Source organism: Acetobacteroides hydrogenigenes, from assembly GCF_004340205.1.
GTDB classification, from domain to species: domain Bacteria; phylum Bacteroidota; class Bacteroidia; order Bacteroidales; family ZOR0009; genus Acetobacteroides; species Acetobacteroides hydrogenigenes.
Map to the genome: position 1 here is coordinate 41,966 of NZ_SLWB01000007.1, position 26,026 is coordinate 67,991.

The window sequence follows — 26,026 nt, forward strand, 5'->3', positions numbered from 1 at the left end:
ACCCTTTGTACTTATTTGTAATGATTTGTTTTGTAATCTTTTAAGATCTGATTGATTTTTTGATAACCCTATAATGTTAAAGTGGTTTTTATATATCTTTACTATATTTAACTTAAAAGTCCGATTGCGTCGAATTTGATGTTGTCGTAAGTTGTTTATACCGTCAATTATTTATTGAGCATTACAGGAAGTTGCAAGGATTTCGAAAAAATCAAGATGTACCTCCTTTTTTTTTCGAAATTGTTTTATACATTTTTGTATGCAATTTTTTTGTTTGCTCTTTAAAATAAGGGCGTCATTAAATATTGTAAAAAAAATTCAAGGTTCGTAACATGAACACCTATAAAGAAGTCTGGACTAATTGTTTGAAAATTATCAAGGATAACGTGCCGGCAGTAAGTTATCAAACTTGGTTTGAGCCTATTGTGCCCGTTAGGCTGGATAGTAATGTTCTTACAATTCAGGTACCTAGCCCGTTTTTTTATGAATACTTAGAGGAGCGCTATATCGATATTTTGCGTAAAACTTTAAGGAAAGAGTTAGGCCCTGATGCAAAACTTGAATATAGCATTGTTATGGACAATAATAAAGTGTCTAATAGCAAGCCTTTTACAGTAAGATATCCAGCTCAAAATAAGACAGAACTCAAAAATAAGCCAGTTCCATTCCCTATCCAGAGTGAGGGAGGTTCTATCAAGAATCCTTTTATTATTCCAGGATTGAAGAAGTTGGAGATAGACCCTCAACTTAATCCTGATTATACTTTTGCGAATTTTGTAGAAGGCGATTGCAACAAACTTTCAAGATCTGCAGGTTATGCAGTTGCTCAAAATCCAGGGAAGACTGCTTTTAATCCTCTTTTCATCTATGGGTCATCCGGTTTAGGGAAGACGCATTTGGCTCAATCAATCGGAATAGAAGTAAAGGAACGTTTCCCGGATAAGCTTGTGCTTTATGTGAATGCGAATAAGTTCCAAAATCAGTATGTTGCTGCAGTAATCAAGAATGAGGTTAACGATTTTCTTCATTTCTATCAAATGATAGATGTGCTCATTATAGATGATGTACAAGAGTTTGCAGGAAAAGAGAAGACTCAGGACACCTTTTTTCATATATTCAACCATCTACACCAATCGGGTAAGCAGTTGATTTTAACTTCGGATAAAGCTCCTGTTGAACTTCAAGGTCTAGAACAGCGCCTTTTAACTCGTTTCAAATGGGGTTTGTCGGCCGATCTTCAACAGCCAGACTTTGAAACACGAGTGGCAATTCTGAAGCGGAAGATTTACAATGATGGAATTGTAATTCCTGATGAGGTAATTGAATATCTTGCAAGTTCTATTACATCTAATATTCGGGAACTAGAGGGGGCTCTAATTTCGTTGCTTGCCCAGGCAACGCTTATAAAGCGTGAGATAACAATGGACTTGGCTGCTCAAGTTGTTGAGCGCTTTGTAAAAGATCATGCAAAAGAGTTGTCTGTAGACTATATTACGAAGTCTGTTTGCGATTACTTTAATATTCCAACAGACTTACTCAGTTCAAAAACTCGAAAACGAGAAATAGTTCAAGCTCGTCAGATTGCAATGTATTTTTGCAAGAACCTAACGAAATCATCGCTTTCGACAATAGGCTCAACAATAGGAGGTAAGGATCATGCAACGGTACTGCATGCTTATAGGACAATTTCAAACCTTATAGAAACGGATAAATCTTTTAAGCTTCAGATGGACGAAATTGAGAAGAGGATAAAGTATTAAACTTACGCATAAAAAAGGGAGCGGACCTTAGAATAAGGTCCGCTCCCTTTTTTATACAGAACTATTTACAGCATACGAACCAAGGATTATTGAGCTCTTCTTTGTTATAGTGAAGGCGTTCTCCATCAATGGCTGAAATGACTTTCATTCCAGCACCTTCTACAATGGCTTGTCCTGCTGCTGTATCCCACTCAGAGGTTTGTGCCAAGCGCGGGTATAAGTCTGCAATGCCTTCTGCTACAAAGCACATTTTTAATGAACTTCCTTGTGGTATTATCTTTAGATCAGGGTGCTCTTTTTTCTTATTCTCAATAAAGATTTCGGTGTCGGAGGTGAGGTGAGATCTGCTAGATGTAATGGTAAACCGATCTTTACTTTTAACAATAGGGAGACGATCTGATTGTCCTATTAATTCGTCCAGATTAAAGCTTAAAGGTTTATTTGGTTTTACACTACAGAGTTTATAAGAGCCGTAGTTGGTATATCCAAAGTATAGTGTTTCAAATATTGGGGAGTAAATAACCCCCATGATAGGGTAGTTGTTTGCTATTAGGGCTATATTTACCGTAAACTCTCCATTTCTCTTTATAAACTCCTTTGTGCCATCAAGCGGGTCTACAAGCCAAAATAGGTCCCATCCTTTTCGTTCTTCATAGAGTAGATTGCGTCCTTCTTCGCTAAGACTTGGAATGTGCGTTTTGCTTAGATGCTTTTTAATGACTTCGTGGGCCTGCCTGTCTGCTAAGGTTAATGGAGTCTTGTCGGATTTGAAGTTAACTTGGAAATCGTCAGAATGGTATACGTCTAGAATTGCTTGCCCTGCTTGGACAGCTGCTTGAATGGCAGCTAAAAGGAGGTGCTTAATCTCTACTTCTTGAAGCATAATAAGAATATTTCGATGATGCCCTTTAAAGTAAGGCTATGTGGCAAAATTACTATTAAAAACATTAAGACATCATGTTTTTATTTTTTCGAGGGGGAAAATCTATCGCGTTATACGGTCAAAAAAGTCAAAACATGATATTCAACATATTTTAAGAGTTAAAAAGTTTATATGTTTACCCGGTTAACTAAATACAACTAAATACGATGTCTGAAATAGAAAAATTACATCCGCACTTACTTTGGAAGTATTTTCTTGAAGTTTGCGCCATTCCTCGTCCTTCTAAAAAGGAGAATAAGATAATTGCATACCTACTTGATTTTGCCCAAAAGAATAAACTTGAGGCTAAAAGAGATGAAATAGGGAATGTGGTAATCTTTAAGAAAGCAACAAAGGGTAAAGAGAGTCTACTACCTGTTGTACTCCAAAGCCATATGGATATGGTTTGTGAGAAACATAGCGATGTTGTGCATGATTTTGAAACAGATCCAATAATACCTCACCTTGATGGTAATTGGATAAAGGCTAATGGAACAACGCTTGGTGCTGATGATGGGATTGGCATTGCATCTCAGCTTGCTCTTTTGGCTAGCGATGATATTGAGCATGGCCCCATAGAGTGCCTTTTTACCGTTGATGAAGAAACAGGCTTGACTGGTGCTTTTGAGATGAAACCTGGATTCTTTACAGGAAAAACTCTTATTAATTTGGACTCAGAGGATGAAGGTGAACTCTTTATTGGATGTGCCGGTGGAGTAGACACATTGGCAACTTTTGATTACGATAATCGTCCAATACCGAGTGGCTATGTAGCCTTTAGGATGGACGTTAAAGGTCTTTTAGGAGGTCATTCGGGTGATGATATTCACAAGGGACATGGGAATTCGATAAAGATTCTCAATAGATTTTTGTGGAAGTCTACAATGAAGTACGACCTATGCCTATCGGAGATTAATGGAGGAAATCTTAGGAATGCTATTCCACGCGAAGCCTATGCCATTTTTACCATTGATCCTGCTTGTACTGCTAGCCTTGTTGCCGATTTTAAGGAGTTTGAACAAGATGTGAAGTCAGAACTATCACTTACAGATGGTGGTGTAGCCCTTTCTTTGTCAGAGGTTGAAATTCCCGAAAAAGCAATATGTGAAAGTGTACAGTTCGACTTGTTAAATGCGCTGTACTCCTGTCCTAATGGCGTTATTGCTATGAGTTTTGAGATGCCAGGTTTAGTTGAGACGTCAACTAATTTGGCCTCAGTAAAAATGGTAGAAGGGGAGAAGATTGTAGTAACAACCAGTCAGCGTAGTTCTGTGAATTCGTCGAAGGTTGATATTTCTCAAATGGTTGAAAGCGTATTTCGTCTTGCCAATGCGTCAGTAGTTCATTCTGATGGTTATCCTGGATGGAAGCCAAATACAAATTCCGAGATACTTAGAATAACTGAGCATGCCTATAAGAAACTTTTTGGAGAGAAGCCTATTGTTAGAGCGATACATGCAGGTTTAGAGTGTGGCTTATTCTTAGAGAAGTATCCCGATCTGGATATGATCTCTTTTGGCCCAACAATCCGCGGCGCTCATTCTCCAGAGGAGCGTCTTGATGTTCAATCGACTCAAAAGTATTGGGATTTACTGCTGGAAGTTCTTAAAGATCTAAAATAGAAAAAGGACCTTGTGGTCCTTTTTTATTATCATTCAATTTCAACAAAATCATCTTTCGTTACGCCGCATATTGGGCAATGCCACGTGTTCGGGATGTCTTCAAAGGGCGTATTCGGGGGGATGTTTGATGCAGGATCTCCTATGGCAGGATCGTAAATGAGTCCACAGACCTTACAACGATACTTTTTCATTGCGCTAATTTTATGTGTGCTTGCGTTTGTTTTCTTATTTCAACATAAAAGTAAACCTAATGTTTTATGTTCCTATTGCTGATTAAATAAAAATGAAGTTGGAATGGTTATATTTGTGCCTACAATTAAACGACTATAACCAATGATACAACGTATTCAAACCCTCTATCTTTTAGTAGCAGAGGTAATAACCGTAATCCTTTTTTTTTCGAAACTTGCATCATTTTTGACAACTGATGGGCAGGAATTAATTCTAAAGTACAATGGTTTATTTCAGATTGGCAATGGGCTGCTAGAAAAAATGGTTAGTACTTGGCCGTTGGCTGTAATCCTTATAGCAACCGCTGTTGTTGGCTTTTTAGTTATATTTCTGTATCGTCGTAGAATGTTTCAGATTAGAATCTGTTTTTTTGCAATGTTCCTGAACTTTGGTATTCTTATTCTTATGGGATACTATATTTATTCCATAGCTGTGGTTGGAAATAGTACAATGGCTCTATCGGTGGTTGATGCGTTTCCTCTTCTCTCGATTGTGCTCTACTATTTAGCGTATAGAGGAATTGCAAAGGATGAGGCGATGGTTATTGCATCGTCTTTTAGAACCCGAAAAAAATAGGATGTTAGACTCTATAGTAAAAGAAAAAGGGGCCTTAGGCCCCTTTTTCTTTTATGCGATAACAACAATTTGATCTTGTTCGGTAAGCTTTTCGCAGTAGTGGCAACGTAACGAGATTTTCTTTTTATCTTCTACCATAAATCGAGTTTTTACATTCTCGACGTTGGTTACGCACTTAGGGTTTGCGCATTTGCATATGCCTACGAGTTCGTCGGGAATGGAAACTTCTCTTTTTTCTACAACCTCGTAATCTTTAATGATATTAAGTTTTACGTCGGGAGCAATTAGCGCAATTTTGTTGGTTTCTTCTTCCTCAAAGAATTTATCGGATATCTTAACGATGGCTTTTGTTCCGAGCTTCTTGCTTTCGAGGTTTGTTCCAAAAGTTATTTGGTTGGCACATTCGTCGAGATGAAGGATCTTGATTACCTTAAAAAGATTTGCAGCAGGAATGTGATCTATAACAGTACCATCCTTGATGGCGCTTACTTTTAGCTGTTTTTCGGTACTCATTGCTAGTTACTTTATTTCTTTTTCCAATCCTAGTATTGAACACATAATTGCCATACGGGCATATACTCCATTTAAAGCCTGAGTAAAATAGTATGCATGTGGGTTGTCATCAACATCCTCACTAATTTCATTTACACGGGGAAGTGGGTGTAGAATTTTCATGTTTGGTTTTGAACTAGCAAACATCTCGTTCTTTAGAACGTATACGTTTTTAACTTTTTCATATTCCATTAGATCTGAGAAACGTTCGCGCTGTACCCTAGTCATGTAAACAATGTCTGCGTCGTCAACTGTTTTCCCTATTTCTGTTTCTTCAGTAAAAGAAAGCCCTCTTTCTTTTAAGTATAGCTTGTACTCGTTGGGTAGCTTTAGTTCTGGGGGGGATACAAAGGTGAACTTTGTGTTGAAGTGTGACATAGCTTGAAGGAGAGAGTGTACCGTTCTGCCGTACTTTAGGTCTCCGATCATTACAATGTGTAGGTTGTCAAGTGTTCCCTGTGTTTTTCGGATAGAGTATAGGTCGAGCATGGTTTGGGTTGGGTGCTGGTTGGCCCCATCACCCGCATTGATAACAGGAACACGTGCAACTTCACTAGCAAAACGTGCACTACCTTCTATTGGATGGCGCATTACGATTAAGTCGCTGTAGTTTGCTACGGTAAGAATGGTGTCCTTAAGACTTTCTCCTTTTGAAACAGACGTGTTTGAAGCTTCGGAGAATCCTATCACTCGGCCTCCAAGACGATTAATGGCGCTTTCGAAGCTTAAGCGAGTTCGGGTTGATGGCTCGAAGAATAGCGATGCAACTACTTTGCCTTCGAGTACTCTTTGCGACGGATTTTTCTCGAACTTTTCGGCTAGTTCGAGAATCCGAATGATTTCATCCTTGCTGAAATCGTTAATAGATACTAGGCTCTTGTTTTTCATTACCTGGTTGCTGTTGTGTTTCTTATAATGATTAACTATTTTCCAACTATATCGAGGCTAAGTCCTTCGATGTTGCCAAGTTTGGCTTCGAGTACCTCTGCTCGACTTTTGCGTATGCTCATCCGAATGGTGCAGCTGTTGTCAAAATTTTGGTGCTCAATCTTGGGCTGCTCATCTTTAATCACCTTCATTACTTCGTTGAGCATTGGATAACCAAACTGGGCGGTGAATGTTATGTCAACAGTCTTCTCAACAATTAAAGCATTTTGTAGCGCGTCGCTCGTGGCTGATTGGTATGCATTTATAAGCCCGGATACGCCGAGTTTAGTTCCTCCAAAGTAGCGGATTACCACTACAAGAATATTAGTAACATCGTACGACAGGAGTTGCCCATATATCGGGCGCCCTGCGGTGCTTGATGGCTCGCCATCGTCGTTCATTCGGAACGATTCGCCTTTTGCTCCAATCCTATAGGCGTAACAGTGATGGCGGGCATCGTAGAATTCTTTCTTTAAACCTTGAACAATCTCTTTGGCCTCATCCTCGCTTACAATAGGATAGGCGTAAGCAATAAACTTACTGCCTTTCTCCTTGTATATTCCTTCAGCCTTTTCTTCTATTGTTTTGTAAGTATCGTCCATTTAGATAGATGCTAAATAAATTAGGCTGATTATAGATGCAAAAGCACCTACTATATTTATTGCAGATAGCTTTTCCTTGAAAAATAGTATGCCTATTGTAATGGATAGTACTACAATGGATACATTGTTAATACCAAAAATAATGGAACTTGCTACTTTTGAGTTTAGTGCATATAGGAAAAATAGCAGAGAACCAAAGTTTGCAATGCCTAGTGCAGTTCCAAATAGTAAGGTGTTTCTATCCTTTAACTTGCTTGATTTACCTGTCACAAGGATTATTGAGAGGCCAATAAATCCGGCAATTCCAAATGCAATTGCCGAAAAATTGGAGCTGTATTGGCTTGGAACAGCTGTAAGCTGCGCTAGTTTTACCATAGAATCGGTTAATCCCATCGAAACGAAGAGCGCTACAGGGAGAAGTATTGCCGCTAGGTCTTTATCTTTTTTGTCGTTTTTTTTGAAGGTGGTAAGCACAACAGCAACAATAGCAAGGCCTATGCCTATAATTTTATTTGATGTAATGCTATCTTGATTGTCAAATATGAATGAAATGCTAATGGGTATAGCTAACGACATTTTGCTGGCAATAGTGGTGATGCTCATGCCTGCTTTTGCCGTGCAAGTTCCAACAAGGTTAAAAGTGAATATAAATAAAATGCCGACGACAACGGCGGCACTTACGAGTTTTGGAGTCAAAAAAAAGCCTCCTGAAAAATTTGCGAAAACAAATCCGAGGAGGCTGGCTATTGGATAATTTACCACGATGCAACTAAAAATATCAATCTTCCGTCGTGAGACCAACTTAAAAACTAGAGTGATAAGGGTAGATGATATTATACTTAGCAGCAAAAAGCCCATCGTCTGTTTTGTTTGTGCGAAGATAGGGAAAATGCTGTTTCGCTATCACTTTTTTTGAAATTATTTATCAACAGATAGCATAATAGTCGATGTATGTGGTTGAAATATAAGGGTGAAGTGAAGCAGTTTAATTGCAGAGTTAATAAAAAAGCGACCAATATTGGTCGCTTTTTTATTGCTTAGAATTAAGTTCAGAAAGAATTTTTTCCAGCGTTTCTACGCTTATGCGTTTTGCTATAATCTTTTTGTCCTTGTCGAGAAGGTAGATTGTAGGGGTAGATGTTATGTCGTATAGAGTACGGAAGTTGGAATTGTTATTCGAATCCCAAACGTTGAGCCAATCATACCCTTTTTCGGTAAGATACTTTGTCCACTCATCTTTCTTATATTGGGTGTAAATGGCGTAAACCTGAACTCCATTGTTGCGTGTCTTATTGTATAGATCGTATAGTTTAGGGGTTTCTAGTTGGCAGTGGCTGCAGCCTGGTTCGAAGAAGTAAACAACGGTAAACTTGCTTTTCACCTGGTCTAAAGCAAGATATTCGCCAGTTTCGCTCTCAAGTACAAGGTTTGGAGCAGCTTTTCCGATAAGATTAGGTCGTATTCTATCCGCGCGTTCGGCAAGTTTTGAGAGGAGGTCCTTTGTAGCCCAAGGAGCCTTACCAGAAAGATAGTACTTGTCTGCAATATGTAGAAATACATCATCATGGCTCATGATGTTTGACTTGTTGTAGTAGTTCAGCAGGTAGCTGACGCAGTACTGATAAACGTCTTTGTTTCCAGTAGTTTTTGCTAGAAACTTGTCGACCTCTGGCTTTAGGCTATCTGGAGATTGTATAAGAATATTGGTAAAGTAGTTGCGAAGTCGAGAATTAAATATAGGCGTTCTGAGAAGTCTAGGATCTGAAAGATTTATGTTATCCCAGTAGTGCTCTTTCTGGTAGAGGTATCTTTTTGACCAAAGAATAGAGTCCTTTTTGGGCTCATTCTCTGGAATGTTAAAATCGGGCATAGAAGGAGCCTCTACAAGTGAAACTAGTAGTGCAAGAAGGTTGCCATTTTCTTTTGTCCGGAGTTCTGCCCATTTTGCTCTTACCTCGCGATCTATGGATTTAAGGTCGTCTGATACTTGTTTTTGAGCCTCTGGGTTCGCTTGGTTTTCTCTTCCTTTTTGTTGAATAGCTACGACTTGTTGTTGTTTTTCTTTCATGTACTTTTGGTACGATATGAAGTCGGAGTTTATTTTGCTATTGTTGAACTTAAGAGTTCCCCAAAGGTCATCCTTCGATGTTTCAACCGTGAATTCTTGGTTGTCCTTATCTATTAGGAAATCAAAATTGGACATGTCTGGCAAAATAGCAATGTACACACCGGGATAGATAAGCGAGTCCCCTTTAAAAACAGCCACCCCTTCGTTGTTTATAGGTACCGTGTCCATTACATATTTTGACGAGTCGAAGTAGTACCCCAGCATAAGCTTTGCATTCTTTATGCCGTTAATCTTAATTTCGATACGATGCTTTCCTTTGCTTGCTGATTCGGTACTTTTTTTATTGCTCTGTATAGTAGCAGCAAGTATTCCACTAGCAAGGGAAAGGCAAATTAGTAGTGATGCTATGGTTTTCTTCATGGCTTGTACTTGATGATATGTCTTCTCACAAAAATAGGGGTTTTATTGGTTCATTTACGCCCCTTTTTTCTAAACAATTCTCTTGAAGAAATGTTAATATTGTCGATATAATTAAGCTGGCAGTATAGTGTTGGAGGGATTCTTCCTGGCAATCATTGACAACGGTTTTTTTATACATAAAATATCAGCTTAAGCTACTGTTAATAATTTGGAAAAACACCTTAGGGCAATGCACGAAGAGCAACTTAAGCCTTTAAAGGTTGTTTAGACAACATTTTAAGTTTGTAAAATGAATGGTTCCTTGCATACGAATAGTTTGATCGACGAGACAAGCCCTTATTTGTTGCAGCATGCTCATAATCCTGTCTTGTGGTACACGTTGCGCGATTCTGTTTTTGAAAAAGCAATGGCGGAAGATAAGCTGATGGTTGTCAGCATCGGTTATTCTGCTTGCCACTGGTGCCATGTTATGGAACGAGAATGCTTTGACGACGAAGAGGTAGCCTTGGTAATGAATAGCCACTACATCTCGGTGAAGGTGGATAAGGAGGAGCGTCCCGATGTCGATCAGCAATATATGAGTGCGGTAAGGATAATTACCGGAAATGGAGGGTGGCCTCTTAATGTTATATGCTTACCTAATGGCCGGCCTGTTTTTGGAGGAACCTATTTCCCAAAACAGCAGTGGATTTCCATCCTCGAAAAGGTGAATGAACTTTTTCGTTCCGACAGGAGAAGGCTGGAAAAGATGGCGGATGATCTATCAGAGGGTATAAAAAGCGTAGATATCATAAAGGAAAAGCGTCAGGGGCTCGACTACCTTCCGAAGTTCCTTCGCTTAATCGTAGAGCCATGGAAGCGAAAGTTCGACACTCATTGGGGGGGGACTCTATCGGTTCCTAAGTTTCCAATGCCATCTTCTTTAGAATTTCTGCTCTCGTATGGCTACCATATGCGCGATAACGAGGTTTTGGCACAGGTATTCCTGACTCTCGACAGAATCAGTCAAGGGGGGATTCTCGATCATGTAGGCGGTGGTTTTCATCGCTATGCCACCGATGCTCAGTGGTTTCTCCCACATTTCGAAAAGATGCTTTACGATAATGCATTGATGGCGCTGGTTTACATGCATGGCTATCAGCACACCCAAAACGATCGATATAAGCAGGTAGCGTTGAGAACCCTTGAGTTTTTACTGCGAGAGCTATATTCGGAGGATAAGCTTTTTTATTGCTCTGTAGATGCCGATTCTGCCGATGGAGAAGGGGCTTACTACCAGTGGACCTTTAGCGAAATATGCTCGGTGTTGGATGGAGACTCCAACTTGTTCTGCGATAGGTTTGGCATTCGGAGAGCTGGCAATGTAGAATGCAACCGAAATATTCTTAACGTTGCCATGTCGGTCGAGGAGTTGAGCGTAAAGTATTCAATGACCAAAAAGCAGGTTCTTGATCGGTTAGATCTTTCGCTACGAAAGCTCTACTGTTTTCGTTCTTTGCGCCAGAAACCAAGTGTTGACACTAAGCTGATTCTTTCGTGGAATGCTTTAGCAATAAAGTCATTTGCGCTTGCCTCGGCGGTATTCGATGAGCCCAGATACTTGGTGGTTGCCGTTGAGTGTATTGGTAGGATAGAGCAAAGCATGATACGTGATGGAAAGCTGTTTAGAACATCACCTATCCCAAATAAAGAGATTGCCGGCATGCTCGACGACTATGCCTTTCTAGTAGATGCATATATTTCGTTGTACTCAGTAACATTCGATTTTGACTACATCGAAAAGGCGCGTAGGTTGGTCGATGTGTGTCTTTCCGATTTCTTCGATGAAAAATCGGGGATGTTCTTCTATACTTCTTCGGAAGTGGAACTCCCACTCGGGCGTAAGATGGATGTTGTTGATGGTGTTATGCCATCCTCCAACTCGTCGTTGGCTAGGTCGCTTTTTTACCTTTCAATAGCGTTGAGCAATACGAAGTATAGGCAGATTGCCGTGCAGATGCTTGCCAACATGCAGGATCAGATGTCTGGGGCAGGTCCTTTTATTGCTAACTGGGGAATGCTTCTGCTTAACCTTACGTTTGCTCCTGCCGAGGTAACGCTGGTTGGTTCAGATGCCCTTACGCAGAAGCATCTGCTTGATAAGGCATACCTGCCCAATACGCTGTTTTTTGGATCAACAAGCCCTTCGGATGGAGCCATATTTAAAAATAGATGGAAAGAGGGGGGGACCTCCATCTACTTATGCATTGATAGCGTTTGTCGAACTTTCGAAGGCAGCATATGCGACCTTAAGGAGGACGCCCTTGAACTACGAAACTGCTATATTTTATAACTTGATTTTATAACTTGCTGGGGTTATAAAATTTCGATAATGTTTGAGTTTTCCTACATCGTAAGAAACGATTCGATAGTTGATATTCAGCCTTTAGAGGTTTCTAAAAAACAAGTTTACGAGGTGATCCGTTTTATTGACGGGTTGCCTGTTTTTTTTGACGAGCACTTCGATCGGTTTCTTTCGTCGTGCGCCTTGGCAGGAGTTTCGTATGGCTTCGACAGAGAGCTGCTGGCTAAGCTGCTGGTTGGTCTTGCCCAGAAGAATGGCGTGCAGAGCTGCAATCTGAAGTATCTGATAAATGTATTTGAAGATAGTGTGGACTTTTATGCCGGTTTTATTGGAAGCCATTATCCATCGGACGAGATGTACCGTAAAGGAGTGTCGGTTGGGCTGCTGTACGAGGAGAGGAATAATCCCAATGCCAAAATTCTAAATCAAGGTTTGCGCAGCCGGGCCGATGCTGCTATTGCCGATGGGGGGTACTACGAGGTTGCCTTGGTAAACCATCAGCAGAAAATAACCGAGGGTAGCCGTAGCAACCTCTTTTTTATTGATGGTGCAGCTGCCGTGCTAACGGCTCCGCTTGGCGATGTGCTAGGCGGCATAACCCGTCAGGTAATCCTAGAGGAGCTGCAGAGGCTCAACCTTCCGTTTGTAGAACGAGCCGTTGGCGTTGATGAACTCGGTGAATTGATGGGCGGATTTATCTCGGGCACTTCGCCATCGGTGCTGCCTATTGCCCAAATTGCCGAGCATCATCTTTCCTTACCGATTCCGATTGTCGAGGTGATATCCCAATGCTATCAGGGTCGAATTGCACACGACAGAGCATCTTTTCGGCATAAATACCTTTAAAAGGTATCGTATTGCCCGTCGAACAGGATTTGGCGAACCCCGTTTTTTGCTATTTTGCAAGCTATAAGAAAACGATAGAATGGAACAACAGGATTTAAAGGTGTGCCTGGTTCAGGCCGACGTAAAGTGGCACGATGTGGATGCTAACCTGCAGATGTTTGATGCGATTGTCGATCAGAATGCAGCTAATGCCGACTTGGTTGTGCTTCCCGAAATGTTTACCACCGGATTCTCTATGGCTCCAGAGGTCCTTGCAGAGGGAATGGACGGTAAGGCTGTTGCCTGGATCACCCAAAAGGCGCAATCGGCCAACGTTGCCATAATGGGTAGCGCTATTATTAAGGAGAACGGCGCGTACTACAACCGCCTTCTTTTTGCAGAGCCTAACGGCAGCCTACATACCTACGACAAGCGCCACCTGTTTAGGATGGGCAACGAGCATAACCACTATAACGGCGGAAGCCAGCGGCTAATTGTTTCGTATAAGGGCTGGCGCATTTGTCCGCTTATCTGCTACGATCTCCGATTCCCGGTTTGGAGCCGTAACCAGAACGAGTACGACCTGCTAATCTACATCGCCAGTTGGCCTGCCGCCCGCAGCTTCCCTTGGAAAACGCTGCTGCTGGCCCGCGCCATCGAGAATCAGTGCTACGTGGTGGGCGTAAATAGGGTAGGGGTCGATGGGGCCAACCTTACCTATTCGGGCGATTCGGCCGCTATCGATTCGCGCGGAGGGTACCTTTCCAATTTGACGCCAAGTGTCGCCGGAGTCGAAACGGTTACGCTTTCGATGGCAGATCTGCTCGACTTCAGGAAAAAGTTCCCTGTAATGCTCGATGGCGATCGCTTTCAGATACTAGACTAAGCCGATCTGGTGTACCTTTTATACTGCTGATGAAAAAGATTGTAAACCCATTTGTAAAGCATCACCCAAAAGACTACCGCTGCTTTGGCTGTTCGCCAGCCAACGAGATTGGGCTACAGCTGGAGTTCTTCGAGGATGGCGACTGCATTGTTGCCACATGGGAACCCCAAAAGCGTTTCGAGGGCTACTTTAACGTGCTGCACGGTGGTGTTCAGGCAACGCTGCTCGACGAGGTGGCCGCCTGGGTGGTAAACGTAAAGTGTAAGACGGCCGGGGTTACCTCGTCCATCAACGTAAAGTACCGCCAGCCTATCTACCTCGATGGTGGGGCTTTAACTATTAAGGGTTGGGTCGATTCGGTAAACCGACGGCTTGCTACCATCAAGGCTCAAATTTTAAATGGAGAAGGAACGCTGATGGCCGAAGCCGAAGCCGTTTACTTCATCTTTAACGAGCAGGAGGCCAAGGAAAAGTTCTACTATCCGGGGATCGAAGCCTTTTACGAGGAGTAGTTAACAGGTTTAGGCTGCTAGTTGGACTATGGCGTATCCCATACGAGCCGCCAAGTTAAGTGATAACTAGTAATATTTTTGAAAGAAAAGGATTGATAGTACGCATCAACGCAAGATTGAAACTGGTTATCCCCTCCATTGGAGGGGTAGGGGTGGGTTAAGAATGCAAAGTGGAGTGAAAATGGTGATTTAAACGAACAAACCCACCCCTTGCCTCCCGTCAAAAACGGGAGGATAACATGCTGCTATTGGGCGTTTATCCTTTTGAATTCAGGCTAGCATCCCCTCTGCCTGCTACAGACGCCCCCTGAAGGCCTTGAGGTAAATTTCCTCTCGGAAAAATGTACGCCGCTGCGCTGGTATGTTAAATTCCTCGAGGAAATTTGTATGCCGCCGCAGCGGTGCGTTAAATTCCTCTCGGAAAAATGTACGCCGCCGCGCTGGCACGTTAAATTCTTCTCGGAAATTTGTACGCTGCTGTGCTGGCGTGTTAAATTCCGATCGGAATTTTGCACTCCGGCGTACCGGCGTGACAATTTCCTCTCGGAATTAAGCGTCCGGGTGTACTGGCGTAGGTTTTTCCAATCGGAAATGCCGTTTCGAGTATCCAAAGCTCCATTTTTCTTGTGATAAAACCTTGTTGATGAGAAGTTAGCGGTCTAGCTGGCGCAAGTTGGTTCGTAAAATCCAAGTTGCTACCTTTGGCTCTCGAACCACATAACTTTTTTATGAAGAAAATAGTTTTACCAACAATCTTACTGCTATTTAGTATGAGTACAATTGCTGAAACAAAGGAGAAGGAAAAGGTTGCCAACCCGCTGCTTGTGGAGTGGAATACTCCCTTTCAGACCCCACCCTTTGAACAGTTTAAGCCCGAGCACTACGTTCCTGCTTTTAAGGAGATAATTGCAAAGGCGAAGAAGCATGTTGATAATATCGTGGCAAGCAAGGCCGCACCAACGTTCGAGAATACCATTGTTGCCCTAGAGCGCAGCAGCGAGGACTTGGAGCGTGTTGCCAACGTGTTCTTCAACCTCAACTCGGCAGAAACCAGCGAGCAGCTACAGGCCGTAGCTCGCGAGGTTGCGCCAATGCTGTCCGACTTTTCTAACGATATCAGCCTAAACCCAAAGCTTTTCGCCAAGGTAAAGGCGGTGTACGACAAGCGCAGCACCCTTAAGCTCGACGACGAGCAGCAGATGCTGCTCGAAAAGACCTACAAGGGTTTTGTGCGTAGCGGTGCCAACCTCGATGAGAAGAGCAAGGAACGCTACCGCCAGATCAGCAAGGAGCTGTCGGATCTGTCGCTTCAGTTCGACGAGAACGTGCTTGCCGAAACCAACGGCTTTGTGCTTCACATTACCAACGAGGCCGATTTGGCCGGTCTTCCCGAGGGTGCCCGCGAAATGGCAAAGGGAATTGCCCAGTCGAAGAACCTCGAAGGATGGGCTTTCGACCTGTCGATGCCCAGCTACATGGCTTTCATGAAGTATGCCGATAAGCGCGAGCTACGCGAAAAGCTCTTTAAGGCCTACGGATCGCGAGGTTTTCAGGATAACAAGTATAACAACCAGCAGATCGTTGCCAAAACGGTGAACCTTCGCCTCGAAATGGCGCAGCTGCTAGGCTATAAGAGCTATGCCGACTACGTTTTGGAGGAGCGCATGGCGCAAAGTGCCGATAAGGTAAACGGCCTGCTCAAGCAGCTGCTCAACGCCTCGCTGCCTGCCGGTAAGAAGGAGGTTGAAGAGGTTGCCCAATTCGCTAAGGAGAGCGGCGCCAGCTTCGAGCTGCAGCGTTGGGATTGGACCTACTACTCCGAGAAGCTAAAGGATAAGAAGTATAGCGTAAGCGATGAGCTTATCAAGCCCTACTTCCAGCTCGAGAAGGTTCGTGATGGTGTTCTAAACCTTGCTAGCAAGCTCTACGGTATTACGTTTAAGAAGAATGCTGGCATTCCTGTTTACAACAAGGATGTTGAAGCTTACGAGGTTTACGATAAGGACGGAAAGCTCCTTTCGGTGCTCTATATGGACTATTACCCTCGTGCCAGCAAAAACGGTGGTGCCTGGATGACCAACTACCGCTCGCAGTACAACGACGGTAAGAAGGATGTTCGTCCGGTGGTTTCGCTGGTGTTCAACTTCAACAAGCCAACCGAAAGCCGCCCATCGCTGCTTACCTTTGGCGAGCTGGAAACCTTCCTGCACGAGTTTGGCCATGGGCTGCACGGCATGTTTGCCAACGGCAAGTACGCAAGCCTTTCGGGTACCAGCGTGTACCGCGACTTTGTAGAGCTACCATCGCAAATCATGGAGAACTGGGCTGTTGAGAAGGAATTCCTTGATTCGTTCGCCTGCCATTACCAAACTGGCGAAAAGATACCTCAAGATCTGATCAATAAGATTAAGGAAAGTTCCAACTTCCAAGCAGGATACGCTTCACTTCGCCAGCTGAGCTTCGGGTTGCTCGATATGGCATGGCACTCGCAAGTAGCGGCTTTCACCGGAAGCGTGATCGACTTCGAGCGCACCGCAACAAGCGCAACCGATATTCTTCCTGCTGTTGATGGTACAGCCATTTCTTCGGCATTCTCGCATATTTTTGCCGGAGGTTATGCTGCAGGTTACTATGGCTACAAGTGGGCCGAGGTGCTCGACGCCGATGCCTACTCGCTCTTCAAGAAAAACGGAATCTTCGATACCAAAACGGCTCAGTCGTTCCGCGATAACATCCTTTCGAAGGGTGGAACCCTGCATCCGATGAAGCTTTACGTAAAGTTCAGAGGACAGGAGCCAACTATTGATGCTCTGTTGGAGCGAAGCGGTTTAAAGAACTAGAAGGCTTTTATTGCATAAGCTAGGCATCTGATGTAGTTCTACTTACATTAGATGCCTTTTTTGCGTATAATCAGTTACTAATTCTGCGAAAAGTGTTGGTTTTGCTAACAGCTTAACGTGTAATTTTTGGTTTCTGTCAATCTTCGTTAATATTGATGTTTTGCTGGTATTCTTAGCTTTTAATTTGATTGCCGATTCATTAATACTTCTTCCTTTGCATTAGATAATAAAAGAAAGGCGCTAAAATTATGAAGTGGTTTCTTATTCCTTTTCTAGCATCGCTCTTCAGCGTTTTTGTGCTGATGGCGCTTTTTATTACTAACGATGAAGAAATCTTACGTACATACGATAATCTTAGTAAAGCTAACGAGGATGGCCTAGTAAAAGATGGGCTAATACCAACTTCCATTAATCCTACAGCTACCAAAATCAGTATCTCTTTCATGCCCGATTCAACACGTGCCTATATTTCGTTTCGGTATAAGGGCAAGTATCCGCTCGATGCCAATAAGTGGATTTACAGCATAAACGAAAACGTTCAGAGCATGTTTTGTAAAGCCCGGCGGCATTTCAACCGGCAGGTGTTCGAGGGTTCCTTAAGCTACTTCGAGTTGCAGGATAACTGTGGACATAGAATGTATCTTGCAATTGATAAGGACTCCCGTGTTGCCTATTTGGCTCAGTAGCTACTTTACGATCTGAGCAAGAGATTGCAGGCTTACAATTCCGAATGTTTGAGCAATAGATACCGTTATAAGAATAATCATAATCCATCGTATAAAGTTTGAGCCATACTTAATAGCCCATCGCGAGGCAACGTATGCTCCAATTACATTTCCAATGGCATGTATTAGGCCGTACTTCCAATTTACCTGATCGTTTAGAATAAACACAACAAGAGAGAAGGGAACGTAGCAAAGCACAATTAGGTTTTTTATTCCGTTAGCCTTTACCAAATCGAGTCCAGAACCAAGCACAGCGGCTGCAAGAATAAAGTAGCCAACACCTACGTGCAAGAACCCTCCATATATGCCAATAAGGAAGAATAGCAAGTAGCTTTTAACCGATATGGGCTTATTGGTAAGGGCAGAATTTCCCTTTAGCCATTTTTCCGGTTTAAAGATTAGCATAATCAGCATTAAGAGCATGATTATGCCAAAGCTGATCTCAAAGATGTGCTGGTTGATATTGACCCCAATACTGGCTCCCACAATCGATCCGATAGTTGTGGGTATGGCGAGCTTTAATCCTTTGTCGGTGTCAATTATTTTTTGCTTGCGGAAGTTGCCTACGGCTACGAGGTTCTGAATAATTACAGCAATACGATTTGTGCCGTTTGCAACCGCAGGTGGTAGCCCCAAAAACATGAAAAGCGATAGCGAAATAATGGTTCCTCCACCTGCAAGCGTATTGATAAAACCAACAAGCAGGCCAGATGTAATAAGCGCTATGGCGGTCGTAATGCTCATCCTATTTTTGTTACTGCAAATTAGCAGAATTGGTGCTACGAAGAAACGAATATTGCGTCAAAAAAAGGTTGAAAGCATTATGGATGTGTGGCGCTTTTTGCATTAATCCAGCTGTGCCGATGCTTTTTTAAGTGGAGAGGCAACTTCCCCGTTCATGTCCAGTATGGGAGTTAGCTTCTTATCGGTGGCGTATAAAATATCGCAGAAACCAAATCCAAGATGATTCTTATCTCCAAATCCTATTTTATATCCAACCTCGAGTAGCTCTTTGGGGGCTTCGATGGTGAAGCGGTATAGGTAGCCCTTTACCAGCTCTCTTTGCTGCCCATTTATGCCAAGCAGCTTCGATTTTGGTTCGGTAAGGAGCTCGATGGAGGTGTATATGTTGTGATCTTCAAGGGGGTAATCTGTGTATTTCTGGTATTTGTCTATCAGATTCTTTGCAAACAGCTCGTTGTAATCCGTATCGACAGGCGATAGAAAATTTACATACCTAGAGTTTCCGTAGCTCCGTAGTACAATAGGCGATCGGGCAATAAACTGCATCTTATTGCTAAACTTGGGGCTAAAGAGCTTCTCGATTCCCACAACTTTAAGTCGGATTTTGGAAGCGGAATCTCCAAGCTTGAATATCAAATTTTCGAACGCGTAGTATACGAATTCCTCGGTACAGCAGTTGTACAGGAACGATATGGTTAGCTCTATTGTATCAGAGAGGATGAGCATCCTATCCCCATAAATTTTTCGATCAACAACGATTATATTCGAGAAATTAAAAAAAGGCGAATGGTTTTTGTAGGGGATGTCGTTGTAATTTAGCCATTTCTTAAAGTTGTAGCTGTCTTCTGTAAGAATGTCATATATCAACCGAGATACTTCTAGCTGGTAGTTGAGTGGAAGAATACTTCCGAAGTTGTGGTCTACTTGAAGTTTTAGTCTAAACCGCATTTTTTTGGTTGTAAGTGTATTTTTATAGCTTTAACGGCTGTATTCTTATGTTAAAGAATAATGCTGATTTCTGTTAATGTCACAAATCTAAATAAAATAAGGCTAGATTGGTTAAATGTCGTGGATAAATATTTCACATCTTTTCGATAAAATAGTGCTAAAGGCAAAAAAGTGCTGATGAGGATGGGTTATTGAGGATAATATTTTAGAGGCTTATTACCATTTGCTACATTTGTGGCACGAAATAGACGAATGATGAATAACGCTGATAAACTGTTGATTTATTGGATAGGGCTCGGGGTTCTTGCTTGTGGGGCTATTATGCTTTTCAGCACAACGGCAGGCCGAATTGCGATGAATTTCCTATTCCTTTTCTACGTGCTGGTAAGAGTTGGGTACTACCGAAAAATTTGGAAAGGCCCATTTAAAAGCGCCGACAAGCAGCGATTGGTACTTTTGGCAGTGCTGTCGGTATGTGTTCTTCTTAATTTCTTGGGCTTACAGGAATCCTACTTCTTGCTAATCTTCATTCTAATGCTGGAGTATCTTATAGTAGCTAGCAGAGATAGGCAGGAGAAACGAACCGACGAAAAATAATCAAAGCATGAGCAAAATCCCTGTTACCATTATATCTGGCTTTTTGGGTTCGGGAAAGACCACCCTTTTGAATAGTATCATTAAAAAGTATAACGACACCCGTTTCGCCATTATCGAAAACGAGTTTGGCGATATCAACATAGATGCCGAACTTGTTGTTGGTGCCGATAAGGGAAACGTTTTCGAGCTATCGAATGGCTGTATTTGCTGTTCGATGAACGACGATTTGTATACAACCCTAGAAGAGCTGCTACGTATTCGAGGCCGCTTCGACAGGCTGATTGTAGAGACAACCGGCATTGCCGATCCGCTCACCGTTATAAAGGCTTTTGTTGCGGCCCCAGAGGTAGCCGACAACTTCGACATTGATGCTGTAATCTGCGTAGTGGATGCGCCAATAATAGAGGAGCTGCTAGAAGAGCAGGAGGAGGCATCGCGCCAGCTGGTAATGGCCGATGTTATAATCATCAATAAGGTAGACTGTGTTACACCGGGCTATTTAGATTCTGTAAAGCTGGTTATGTCGCGTTTTAATCCATCGGCGTTGCTGCATGCAACATCGTTTGGCGAAATCGGCAGCATCGATATGCTCGGTATAAACGCTTTTACCGGGAGGCAGATTGAGCAGTCGACGCTTAAGTTTGCTAACGTAGTGCCCTTAAAGGGGCTCTCCAAGATGGGCGGTTTTACGGCAACCCTGGCCAAAAAGGCGTTGATGCACGATATCCAGTCGCATGCCTACTCCTTTGAGGGCAATTTCGATTTCGACCGATTCTCGTTGTGGATGGAGTCGTTCTTCTACTTTAGCAGCTCTAAGGTTTTTAGGGTAAAGGGGATACTCTCTTTTGCCAACCATGCCAATAGGGTGATCTTCCATTCGGTTCGTGGCGCCTTTATGCTAGAGGAGGGCGAGGCCTGGAAGGAGGACGAGGCAAGAGAAAGCCGCATTGTGTTTATTGGGAAGCATATCCAGAGAGAAGAGATAGGCGCAGCGCTTTCGATGCTATTGGTAAAGGAGGATTTGGCTTGCTCGAAAGAATGATGCTCCTCCTTTTTGGATGTGTAGCCTACTAGGGACTCCGATCGGATAGTCCTCGTTCTAACAGAACCGTGGCGAAGCCAATTTTTTTCAGCTTCGCTATGGTGATTATAGAAGATGGCTGCTAGAGGTTTTGGAACTTGATCGCCGTCGTTTAATCAGCGGATATGGGGGACGTTTCTTAAATCTTAAAGGTGAAATATTGGGAGCGACACCGAGTTTGAAGAAGTTGCAGCTTTTCTGCTACCTTTGTACCTTAAATAACATCAACAGCAAGTATGACAAGCAAGGCTCGTAAAAATCCTGCGAAGGACAAGGCAACGGCAAAATCCACCATTCAGGTTTACACGGTAAAGGAACCGACAAATATTCTTTCATTCATCCAGCAAATACATTCAGGGAAAAGCCGATCGGCGGTTAAGTCGATGCTCAAGCACCGTCAGGTGGCCGTAAACGATGTGCAGGTTGCTGTAGATACCACCCCGCTTTCGGTTGGCGATGTGGTTACCATTAACACCGGATTTGTACCCGAGAAGCTAACCCATCCCTTGCTAAAAGTCGTTTACGAAGACGAGCATCTTATTGTTGTCGATAAGAAAGCCGGGCTGCTTTCGGTAGGAACCGATCGTGAGCGCGAGCAGACGGCCTACGCTATACTAAAGGCTTACGTAAAATCGGCAAGTGAGCACAACAAGATATTTGTACTCCATAGGCTCGACAGGGACACCTCCGGGGTTATGATGTTTGCCAAGAGTAAGGAGGTTCAGGAGCAAATGCAGCGAAACTGGAACGATGCTGTTACCGATCGTCGCTACGTGCTGGTTGTTGGTGGAAAGGTGGAGAAGAACGAGGGCCAGATTACCACTTGGCTTACCGATGGTAATGCCTTTGAAACGAAGTCGAGCTTTACACCAAACGGCGGACAACGCTCTACAACCTACTACAGGGTACTGCACCGAGCATCTCAGTATACCATGCTAGAGGCAACACTCGATACCGGGCGTAAGAACCAGATCCGCGTTCATATGAAGGATTTGGGGCATAGCATTGTTGGCGATAAGAAGTATGGAGGTGTAAAAAGCCCTTTCGAGCGCCTTGGCTTACATGCACATATTCTAGAGTTTGTACATCCCATAACCGGTCAAAAGCACCGATTTGAGTCGCGTATTCCTCGTCAGTTTACCGATCTTTTTAGGTAGGGAGAGACTCTCAATACACAATACACAAGATACAGAAGACGATTGAGTATTGAATGCTTTGGGAAACGATAGTAAGAGGAGGGCCGCAAAGAATTACTTTGCGGCCCTCCTTCTATTTTGACGCTTATGGCTAGTTCTCCTCTTTTATTAGAATTGCTTTGCTATTATCGGCTGCGCTCATCTTTTTGTAAAAGTCGTACATCTCGTTATACCTCGATGCAGGAAACTTTCCTTCGTTTAGCTGTATGCTCCTTGTTACCCGAAGCACTCCATTTTCCGCTTTACAGCAGAGCTTGTAGCTGCCAAAGTCGGTTGCAACATTAGTTTCAGCAGGAAGCGCCTCAAGCTTAAAGCCGGAAGGTATCTTATATTCGAGTGTGTCTATGCTTGTAGAACCTATTCCTATCTCAATATCTGCCTGTCGTTTTTCTATTTTAGGAAGAATACTGGTCCTTTCGAGTGCAACTATAGGAATAAAGATACGCTTTCCAACAACAGAGCCGTACTTGTTGGCGCTAAGCGAGTAGCTCTCCTCTATATTCATCTCGGGCGTATTCGTATTCTTGTAGGCAATGTTGGTCAGAATAGGATTGGAGAAGGGTAGCTCTTCCAGGATATCCTTTCGTTGATCTTCGGCGCTTGCCTTTAGCCTTTTAAAGTATTGTTCGCCAATCGTATTCTTTGCCTCGGTTCTAATTTTTCCGTTGATATTTCCTTGGCTGTCGATGTCGAAACGGATGCTGCGTTGCTGCACGTTTTGGCGGTTGCTATACTTCGGCGTCCTAACCAGCTTTCCGCCTGCTTCTGATATAAGAAGAACATCGCAATCGCTATCGCCCGATGGGAGAAAGCCGAGATTCTTCTCCGGAGAGGTGCAGTCCATCCAAAGGGTATCCTTGTTGTTGGGGATGCAAAGAATAACGTGGTTGAAGTAGTTTTGTGGGAACGAGCGATCGATGTGCCCGTTGTTGCTGAATGCGTGTATTAGAGTTAGGTAGGCTGTGACCTCGGCCTGCTTAAAAAGAACATACGCAAAATTGGCGAGGGCCTTACAGTCTCCAAATCCGGTACGCTCAACCACCCCAGCCTTAAAGGGCTGCCAACCTCCAATTCCGAGCTGAATGCTCACGTAGCGGGTGTTTTTGTCGAGATAGCTACGAATGGCTTCTGCAACTTCGTTTAGAGGCTTACCGCGCAGCAGAGCAAGCTGTGCTTGAAGGGCGGGACTAATCTCATCGCGCCCTTTATAAAGGCTAAAGATGCTCGATCCGAATTCGTCCCATGTTGATTGCTTGCCGGTAAAGCCATCGTAGTTTAGCTTATCGGTGGCAAATCTTATCATGGGGGTATAGGATTCGAGTTCTGGCGATGCTATCTCGTGCTCTATTGGCCTAAGGTTGTTTACCGCGTAGTAAATTGTTTTTATGCCATTGGCTTCGTTTGCGATAACATTTCCCTTAATATTATAGGTTTTATAGCGAACGTCAAGGTTTGAAGGGTACTCGATTTTAACAGATGAATGCTGAACTGCCATTTCATCTTCGATTAAATGATTGGAAACACTTTGCGCTTTGCCGCATGGAAAGACGTATTTGGCAACTGTTGTGCGTATGATTTATTTTCAGAATAATACTGGATCGATGGCGTAGCGAAAGGATAGGCCAAAGCCAACATCTGCCATAAATCAGCAGCTAGCAGCTGTAATAATATGCATTAATCAATGTAGAATAACTATCAATACTAATGCAATTATATCGGATATAGTAAGGCAAATTACTCTACATATATTTGCCCTATACGATTGCATATATAGGCTGCTTAAGCCTAGAATATGCATCATGTTTATAACACTACTTATACTAGTTGCTAATAGTTAACATACGTTTAGCTAAATCATTTGTTGTTGAATGGTTTGATCTTTATAGTTGTATTAAAATGCAGTAATATAGCTATATGATAGCTTATTTAGTATTAACAGTAAGTAGCTGAATGGTTTTTGTAGGCAAAAAATGGAGCATTTTGTATTCATTTTGTTTCATCTTGTATTAAAGATGAAGCATATTGTATTAAAGATGCTCCATCTTGTATCCATTTTGTTCCATCTTGTATTCAAAATGCTCCATTTTGTATGCTTTTTATGGTATAAATGGTAAAGTTTGATATATTTTATGCTTGTGCATGCCTATATTTGACCTGGTTTGTGGCATTTTGTATTCGAGATGCTCCATCTTGTATCCAAAATGCTTCATCTTGGATACAAGATGAAGCACAACCGATACATTTTGCTCCATAATAAATCGATTTTATTACAAAACGTATAGGTTCTATTCCATTTATATGTCGAGATGCTATGTGTTGAATAAAAAACAGTAAAAAATGGTGATGGTTTTATCTTTTACCTTACCACTTATCCCTAAAAATCGACCACTTATCGGCAAAATTCGACCACTTATAAAAAAAGTTGTGCTTTTTTGAAAAAAATATAATAATTAGTATTTAACTTTATAGTGCTGATGCTAGCGTAGCATTATCTATGTAATTAATATGAGTTTTTATGATGCTAACATGTATTTTGATACTATAGCAAAAGAAAGTATAGTTTCAGAACATGCTGGTAATATCTAACCCTAAAATTTTTTCGTATGAAAAAAATTGAACTCATAATTAGTCATGGGTCCCTTAAGGATAACGACGTAATACCGTTTACCGAAAACGTACTACAAAACCTTAAGGGAAATGCGCTGTTTACGCTTACAACCGAGCGCTTGGATACGGTACGTGCTAAGCTTACCGACTACCAAACCAAGCTTGGTAAAAGCAAGGATGGTTCGAAGCTGGATACGATTCAGAAAAACGAATCGAAAGCCGAGCTAACATCGCTGCTCGACGATCTGGCTTTAGATCTGTGCATTCAGGCTAACGGCGACCGTGCAAAGCTGGCCACAACCGGCTTTACCTTGATTAAGGATCCCGAGAGGGGTAAGCAACCCGATAGGCCAACCGACTTTAAGGTTGAGTACGGCAAAAACGATGGGGAGCTAATCTTTTCGGTAGCGGCTTGTAAGGAAGCCCGCGTTTATGTGTTCTACTTTAGTTCTGCTCCTGCGGCGCAGGCCGATTCCGCTTCGTGGCAATCGGTAGTGTCGACTACACGTAAGGTAACCATTACCGGATTTACCCGTGGTGTTGAATACTACTGCCGATGCGCCTACCAGGGTAGCGATCAGAAGCCCGTGTTCAGCGAAACACTACGTATCATTGCCCGCTAGGGCATTGTAGCATTCTTCCACCTACTAGCATCAGCATTAAGGAGCGGGTACCCAACGGTATCCGCTTTTTTTTTGTTGGGTAGCTAGCTAGCCATTGCTTTGCTTACGAAGCTCCAATTTCTTTGGATGGTATTGCCTTGTTTGGTTGAGGCTGAACCCATAGCCGTCAAGCTGAGAGTTGTAAGTACTATGTTTTAGAAAGGGAAGCACAGATGTCAAGTGCCTTCGCATGATTGAAGCTGCTTATCTCCTCCCTTGGAGGGTAATGTCATTAAGTTAAGCATCTAACTTCCTTTATTACAATAAAACGTACTTCTCCTTACTTTTTTGCTCAAACAAAAAAGTAGGAATAGGCTGTTGTTTCAGCAATAAACCATTCGAGGCTCGAAGCTGGAGCGGCCAAGGCCCGAGCACAAGC

Annotated in this window: 23 protein-coding genes; 13 read left to right on the forward strand and 10 right to left on the reverse strand. The window is 42.7% G+C overall.

From position 1 onward, the window contains the following. Positions 1-332: 332 nt before the first annotated feature. Positions 333-1,760, forward strand: a complete 1,428-nt coding sequence (gene dnaA / locus CLV25_RS08500; protein ID WP_131839217.1) for a chromosomal replication initiator protein DnaA — start codon at positions 333-335, stop codon at positions 1,758-1,760. Positions 1,761-1,821: 61 nt separating this feature from the next. On the opposite strand, the gene cysQ is transcribed toward dnaA, so the two are convergent. Further along, a complete protein-coding gene (gene cysQ / locus CLV25_RS08505; RefSeq protein ID WP_131839218.1) occupies positions 1,822-2,643 on the reverse strand; it encodes a 3'(2'),5'-bisphosphate nucleotidase CysQ in 822 nt (273 codons plus the stop codon). A gap of 206 nt (positions 2,644-2,849) precedes the next feature. Here cysQ and CLV25_RS08510 point away from each other — a divergent pair, with 206 nt between their 5' ends. Beyond that, positions 2,850-4,304, forward strand: a complete 1,455-nt coding sequence (locus tag CLV25_RS08510; RefSeq protein WP_131839219.1) for an aminoacyl-histidine dipeptidase — start codon at positions 2,850-2,852, stop codon at positions 4,302-4,304. A 29-nt stretch (positions 4,305-4,333) separates the two neighbouring features. On the opposite strand, the gene rd is transcribed toward CLV25_RS08510, so the two are convergent. After that, positions 4,334-4,495: a rubredoxin gene (gene rd / locus CLV25_RS08515; protein WP_131839220.1), complete on the reverse strand. Its 162-nt coding sequence runs from the start codon at positions 4,493-4,495 to the stop codon at positions 4,334-4,336. Positions 4,496-4,637: 142 nt separating this feature from the next. On the opposite strand from rd, the gene CLV25_RS08520 reads away from it, so the two are divergent. Then, positions 4,638-5,111: a DUF4293 domain-containing protein gene (locus tag CLV25_RS08520; protein ID WP_131839221.1), complete on the forward strand. Its 474-nt coding sequence runs from the start codon at positions 4,638-4,640 to the stop codon at positions 5,109-5,111. A gap of 51 nt (positions 5,112-5,162) precedes the next feature. Here the strand turns inward: CLV25_RS08520 and pyrI are convergent, their stop codons facing one another. From pyrI to CLV25_RS08545, 5 genes are all read right to left on the reverse strand, one after another. After that, positions 5,163-5,624, reverse strand: a complete 462-nt coding sequence (gene pyrI / locus CLV25_RS08525) for an aspartate carbamoyltransferase regulatory subunit (RefSeq protein WP_131839222.1) — start codon at positions 5,622-5,624, stop codon at positions 5,163-5,165. A gap of 6 nt (positions 5,625-5,630) precedes the next feature. Beyond that, the gene (gene pyrB / locus CLV25_RS08530; protein WP_131839223.1) at positions 5,631-6,551 is read right to left on the reverse strand and encodes an aspartate carbamoyltransferase; all 921 of its coding nucleotides are present in this window, start codon (positions 6,549-6,551) and stop codon (positions 5,631-5,633) included. A gap of 35 nt (positions 6,552-6,586) precedes the next feature. Continuing rightward, positions 6,587-7,192: an IMPACT family protein gene (locus CLV25_RS08535; RefSeq protein ID WP_131839224.1), complete on the reverse strand. Its 606-nt coding sequence runs from the start codon at positions 7,190-7,192 to the stop codon at positions 6,587-6,589. Beyond that, positions 7,193-7,954 carry a hypothetical protein gene (locus CLV25_RS08540; RefSeq protein ID WP_131839225.1) on the reverse strand — a complete coding sequence of 254 codons (762 nt, stop codon included), beginning with the start codon at positions 7,952-7,954 and terminating at the stop codon, positions 7,193-7,195. 268 nt (positions 7,955-8,222) lie between these two features. After that, on the reverse strand, positions 8,223-9,680 hold the full coding sequence (locus CLV25_RS08545; protein WP_131839226.1) for a TlpA family protein disulfide reductase: 1,458 nt from the start codon (positions 9,678-9,680) through the stop codon (positions 8,223-8,225). A gap of 289 nt (positions 9,681-9,969) precedes the next feature. Here CLV25_RS08545 and CLV25_RS08550 point away from each other — a divergent pair, with 289 nt between their 5' ends. The 6 genes from CLV25_RS08550 (at position 9,970) to CLV25_RS08575 (ending at position 17,773) form a co-directional block, all read left to right on the forward strand. After that, complete coding sequence (locus CLV25_RS08550) at positions 9,970-12,012, forward strand: thioredoxin domain-containing protein (protein WP_131839227.1); 2,043 nt, start codon at positions 9,970-9,972, stop codon at positions 12,010-12,012. Between the two features lie 39 nt (positions 12,013-12,051). Next, positions 12,052-12,870: an aminotransferase class IV gene (locus tag CLV25_RS08555; RefSeq protein WP_131839228.1), complete on the forward strand. Its 819-nt coding sequence runs from the start codon at positions 12,052-12,054 to the stop codon at positions 12,868-12,870. Positions 12,871-12,949: 79 nt separating this feature from the next. Next, positions 12,950-13,735 (forward strand): amidohydrolase, encoded by a 786-nt coding sequence (locus CLV25_RS08560; protein ID WP_131839229.1) that lies wholly within the window; start codon positions 12,950-12,952, stop codon positions 13,733-13,735. 29 nt (positions 13,736-13,764) lie between these two features. After that, a complete protein-coding gene (locus CLV25_RS08565) occupies positions 13,765-14,247 on the forward strand; it encodes a PaaI family thioesterase (RefSeq protein ID WP_131839230.1) in 483 nt (160 codons plus the stop codon). A 770-nt stretch (positions 14,248-15,017) separates the two neighbouring features. After that, positions 15,018-17,087, forward strand: a complete 2,070-nt coding sequence (locus tag CLV25_RS08570) for a M3 family metallopeptidase (protein WP_243649610.1) — start codon at positions 15,018-15,020, stop codon at positions 17,085-17,087. Between the two features lie 248 nt (positions 17,088-17,335). Continuing rightward, positions 17,336-17,773: a hypothetical protein gene (locus CLV25_RS08575; RefSeq protein WP_131839232.1), complete on the forward strand. Its 438-nt coding sequence runs from the start codon at positions 17,336-17,338 to the stop codon at positions 17,771-17,773. Here the strand turns inward: CLV25_RS08575 and CLV25_RS08580 are convergent, their stop codons facing one another. Then, positions 17,774-18,556, reverse strand: a complete 783-nt coding sequence (locus CLV25_RS08580; protein WP_131839233.1) for a sulfite exporter TauE/SafE family protein — start codon at positions 18,554-18,556, stop codon at positions 17,774-17,776. Positions 18,557-18,658: 102 nt separating this feature from the next. Then, positions 18,659-19,504, reverse strand: coding sequence for a CRISPR-associated endoribonuclease Cas6 (cas6, locus tag CLV25_RS08585; RefSeq protein WP_131839234.1), 846 nt, complete (start codon positions 19,502-19,504; stop codon positions 18,659-18,661). A 255-nt stretch (positions 19,505-19,759) separates the two neighbouring features. Between cas6 and CLV25_RS08590 the strand changes: the two genes are divergently transcribed. The 3 genes from CLV25_RS08590 (at position 19,760) to CLV25_RS08600 (ending at position 22,339) form a co-directional block, all read left to right on the forward strand. Continuing rightward, entirely contained in the window at positions 19,760-20,101 is a 342-nt protein-coding gene (locus CLV25_RS08590) for a hypothetical protein (RefSeq protein ID WP_131839235.1), read from the forward strand. A gap of 7 nt (positions 20,102-20,108) precedes the next feature. Further along, complete coding sequence (locus CLV25_RS08595; protein ID WP_131839236.1) at positions 20,109-21,143, forward strand: CobW family GTP-binding protein; 1,035 nt, start codon at positions 20,109-20,111, stop codon at positions 21,141-21,143. A gap of 275 nt (positions 21,144-21,418) precedes the next feature. Beyond that, complete coding sequence (locus tag CLV25_RS08600; protein WP_131839237.1) at positions 21,419-22,339, forward strand: RluA family pseudouridine synthase; 921 nt, start codon at positions 21,419-21,421, stop codon at positions 22,337-22,339. 130 nt (positions 22,340-22,469) lie between these two features. Here CLV25_RS08600 and CLV25_RS08605 read toward each other — a convergent pair whose 3' ends face one another. After that, entirely contained in the window at positions 22,470-23,873 is a 1,404-nt protein-coding gene (locus tag CLV25_RS08605) for a DUF3858 domain-containing protein (RefSeq protein ID WP_131839238.1), read from the reverse strand. Positions 23,874-24,981: 1,108 nt separating this feature from the next. Here CLV25_RS08605 and CLV25_RS08610 point away from each other — a divergent pair. Continuing rightward, complete coding sequence (locus tag CLV25_RS08610) at positions 24,982-25,608, forward strand: hypothetical protein (RefSeq protein WP_131839239.1); 627 nt, start codon at positions 24,982-24,984, stop codon at positions 25,606-25,608. Positions 25,609-26,026: the final 418 nt, after the last annotated feature.

What these genes read in the sequence shown, in the direction of transcription:
- CLV25_RS08535 (WP_131839224.1), bottom strand. Translation starts at nt 7,192, where the DNA reads ATGGACGATACTTACAAAACAATAGAAGAAAAGGCTGAAGGAATATAC.
- cysQ (WP_131839218.1), bottom strand. Translation starts at nt 2,643, where the DNA reads ATGCTTCAAGAAGTAGAGATTAAGCACCTCCTTTTAGCTGCCATTCAA.
- CLV25_RS08605 (WP_131839238.1), bottom strand. Translation starts at nt 23,873, where the DNA reads ATGGCAGTTCAGCATTCATCTGTTAAAATCGAGTACCCTTCAAACCTT.
- pyrB (WP_131839223.1), bottom strand. Translation starts at nt 6,551, where the DNA reads ATGAAAAACAAGAGCCTAGTATCTATTAACGATTTCAGCAAGGATGAA.
- CLV25_RS08510 (WP_131839219.1), top strand. Translation starts at nt 2,850, where the DNA reads ATGTCTGAAATAGAAAAATTACATCCGCACTTACTTTGGAAGTATTTT.
- CLV25_RS08610 (WP_131839239.1), top strand. Translation starts at nt 24,982, where the DNA reads ATGAAAAAAATTGAACTCATAATTAGTCATGGGTCCCTTAAGGATAAC.
- CLV25_RS08550 (WP_131839227.1), top strand. Translation starts at nt 9,970, where the DNA reads ATGAATGGTTCCTTGCATACGAATAGTTTGATCGACGAGACAAGCCCT.
- CLV25_RS08520 (WP_131839221.1), top strand. Translation starts at nt 4,638, where the DNA reads ATGATACAACGTATTCAAACCCTCTATCTTTTAGTAGCAGAGGTAATA.
- dnaA (WP_131839217.1), top strand. Translation starts at nt 333, where the DNA reads ATGAACACCTATAAAGAAGTCTGGACTAATTGTTTGAAAATTATCAAG.
- CLV25_RS08575 (WP_131839232.1), top strand. Translation starts at nt 17,336, where the DNA reads ATGAAGTGGTTTCTTATTCCTTTTCTAGCATCGCTCTTCAGCGTTTTT.
- CLV25_RS08565 (WP_131839230.1), top strand. Translation starts at nt 13,765, where the DNA reads ATGAAAAAGATTGTAAACCCATTTGTAAAGCATCACCCAAAAGACTAC.
- CLV25_RS08590 (WP_131839235.1), top strand. Translation starts at nt 19,760, where the DNA reads ATGAATAACGCTGATAAACTGTTGATTTATTGGATAGGGCTCGGGGTT.
- rd (WP_131839220.1), bottom strand. Translation starts at nt 4,495, where the DNA reads ATGAAAAAGTATCGTTGTAAGGTCTGTGGACTCATTTACGATCCTGCC.
- cas6 (WP_131839234.1), bottom strand. Translation starts at nt 19,504, where the DNA reads ATGCGGTTTAGACTAAAACTTCAAGTAGACCACAACTTCGGAAGTATT.
- CLV25_RS08570 (WP_243649610.1), top strand. Translation starts at nt 15,018, where the DNA reads ATGAGTACAATTGCTGAAACAAAGGAGAAGGAAAAGGTTGCCAACCCG.
- CLV25_RS08555 (WP_131839228.1), top strand. Translation starts at nt 12,052, where the DNA reads ATGTTTGAGTTTTCCTACATCGTAAGAAACGATTCGATAGTTGATATT.
- CLV25_RS08600 (WP_131839237.1), top strand. Translation starts at nt 21,419, where the DNA reads ATGACAAGCAAGGCTCGTAAAAATCCTGCGAAGGACAAGGCAACGGCA.
- CLV25_RS08580 (WP_131839233.1), bottom strand. Translation starts at nt 18,556, where the DNA reads ATGAGCATTACGACCGCCATAGCGCTTATTACATCTGGCCTGCTTGTT.
- CLV25_RS08560 (WP_131839229.1), top strand. Translation starts at nt 12,950, where the DNA reads ATGGAACAACAGGATTTAAAGGTGTGCCTGGTTCAGGCCGACGTAAAG.
- pyrI (WP_131839222.1), bottom strand. Translation starts at nt 5,624, where the DNA reads ATGAGTACCGAAAAACAGCTAAAAGTAAGCGCCATCAAGGATGGTACT.
- CLV25_RS08595 (WP_131839236.1), top strand. Translation starts at nt 20,109, where the DNA reads ATGAGCAAAATCCCTGTTACCATTATATCTGGCTTTTTGGGTTCGGGA.
- CLV25_RS08545 (WP_131839226.1), bottom strand. Translation starts at nt 9,680, where the DNA reads ATGAAGAAAACCATAGCATCACTACTAATTTGCCTTTCCCTTGCTAGT.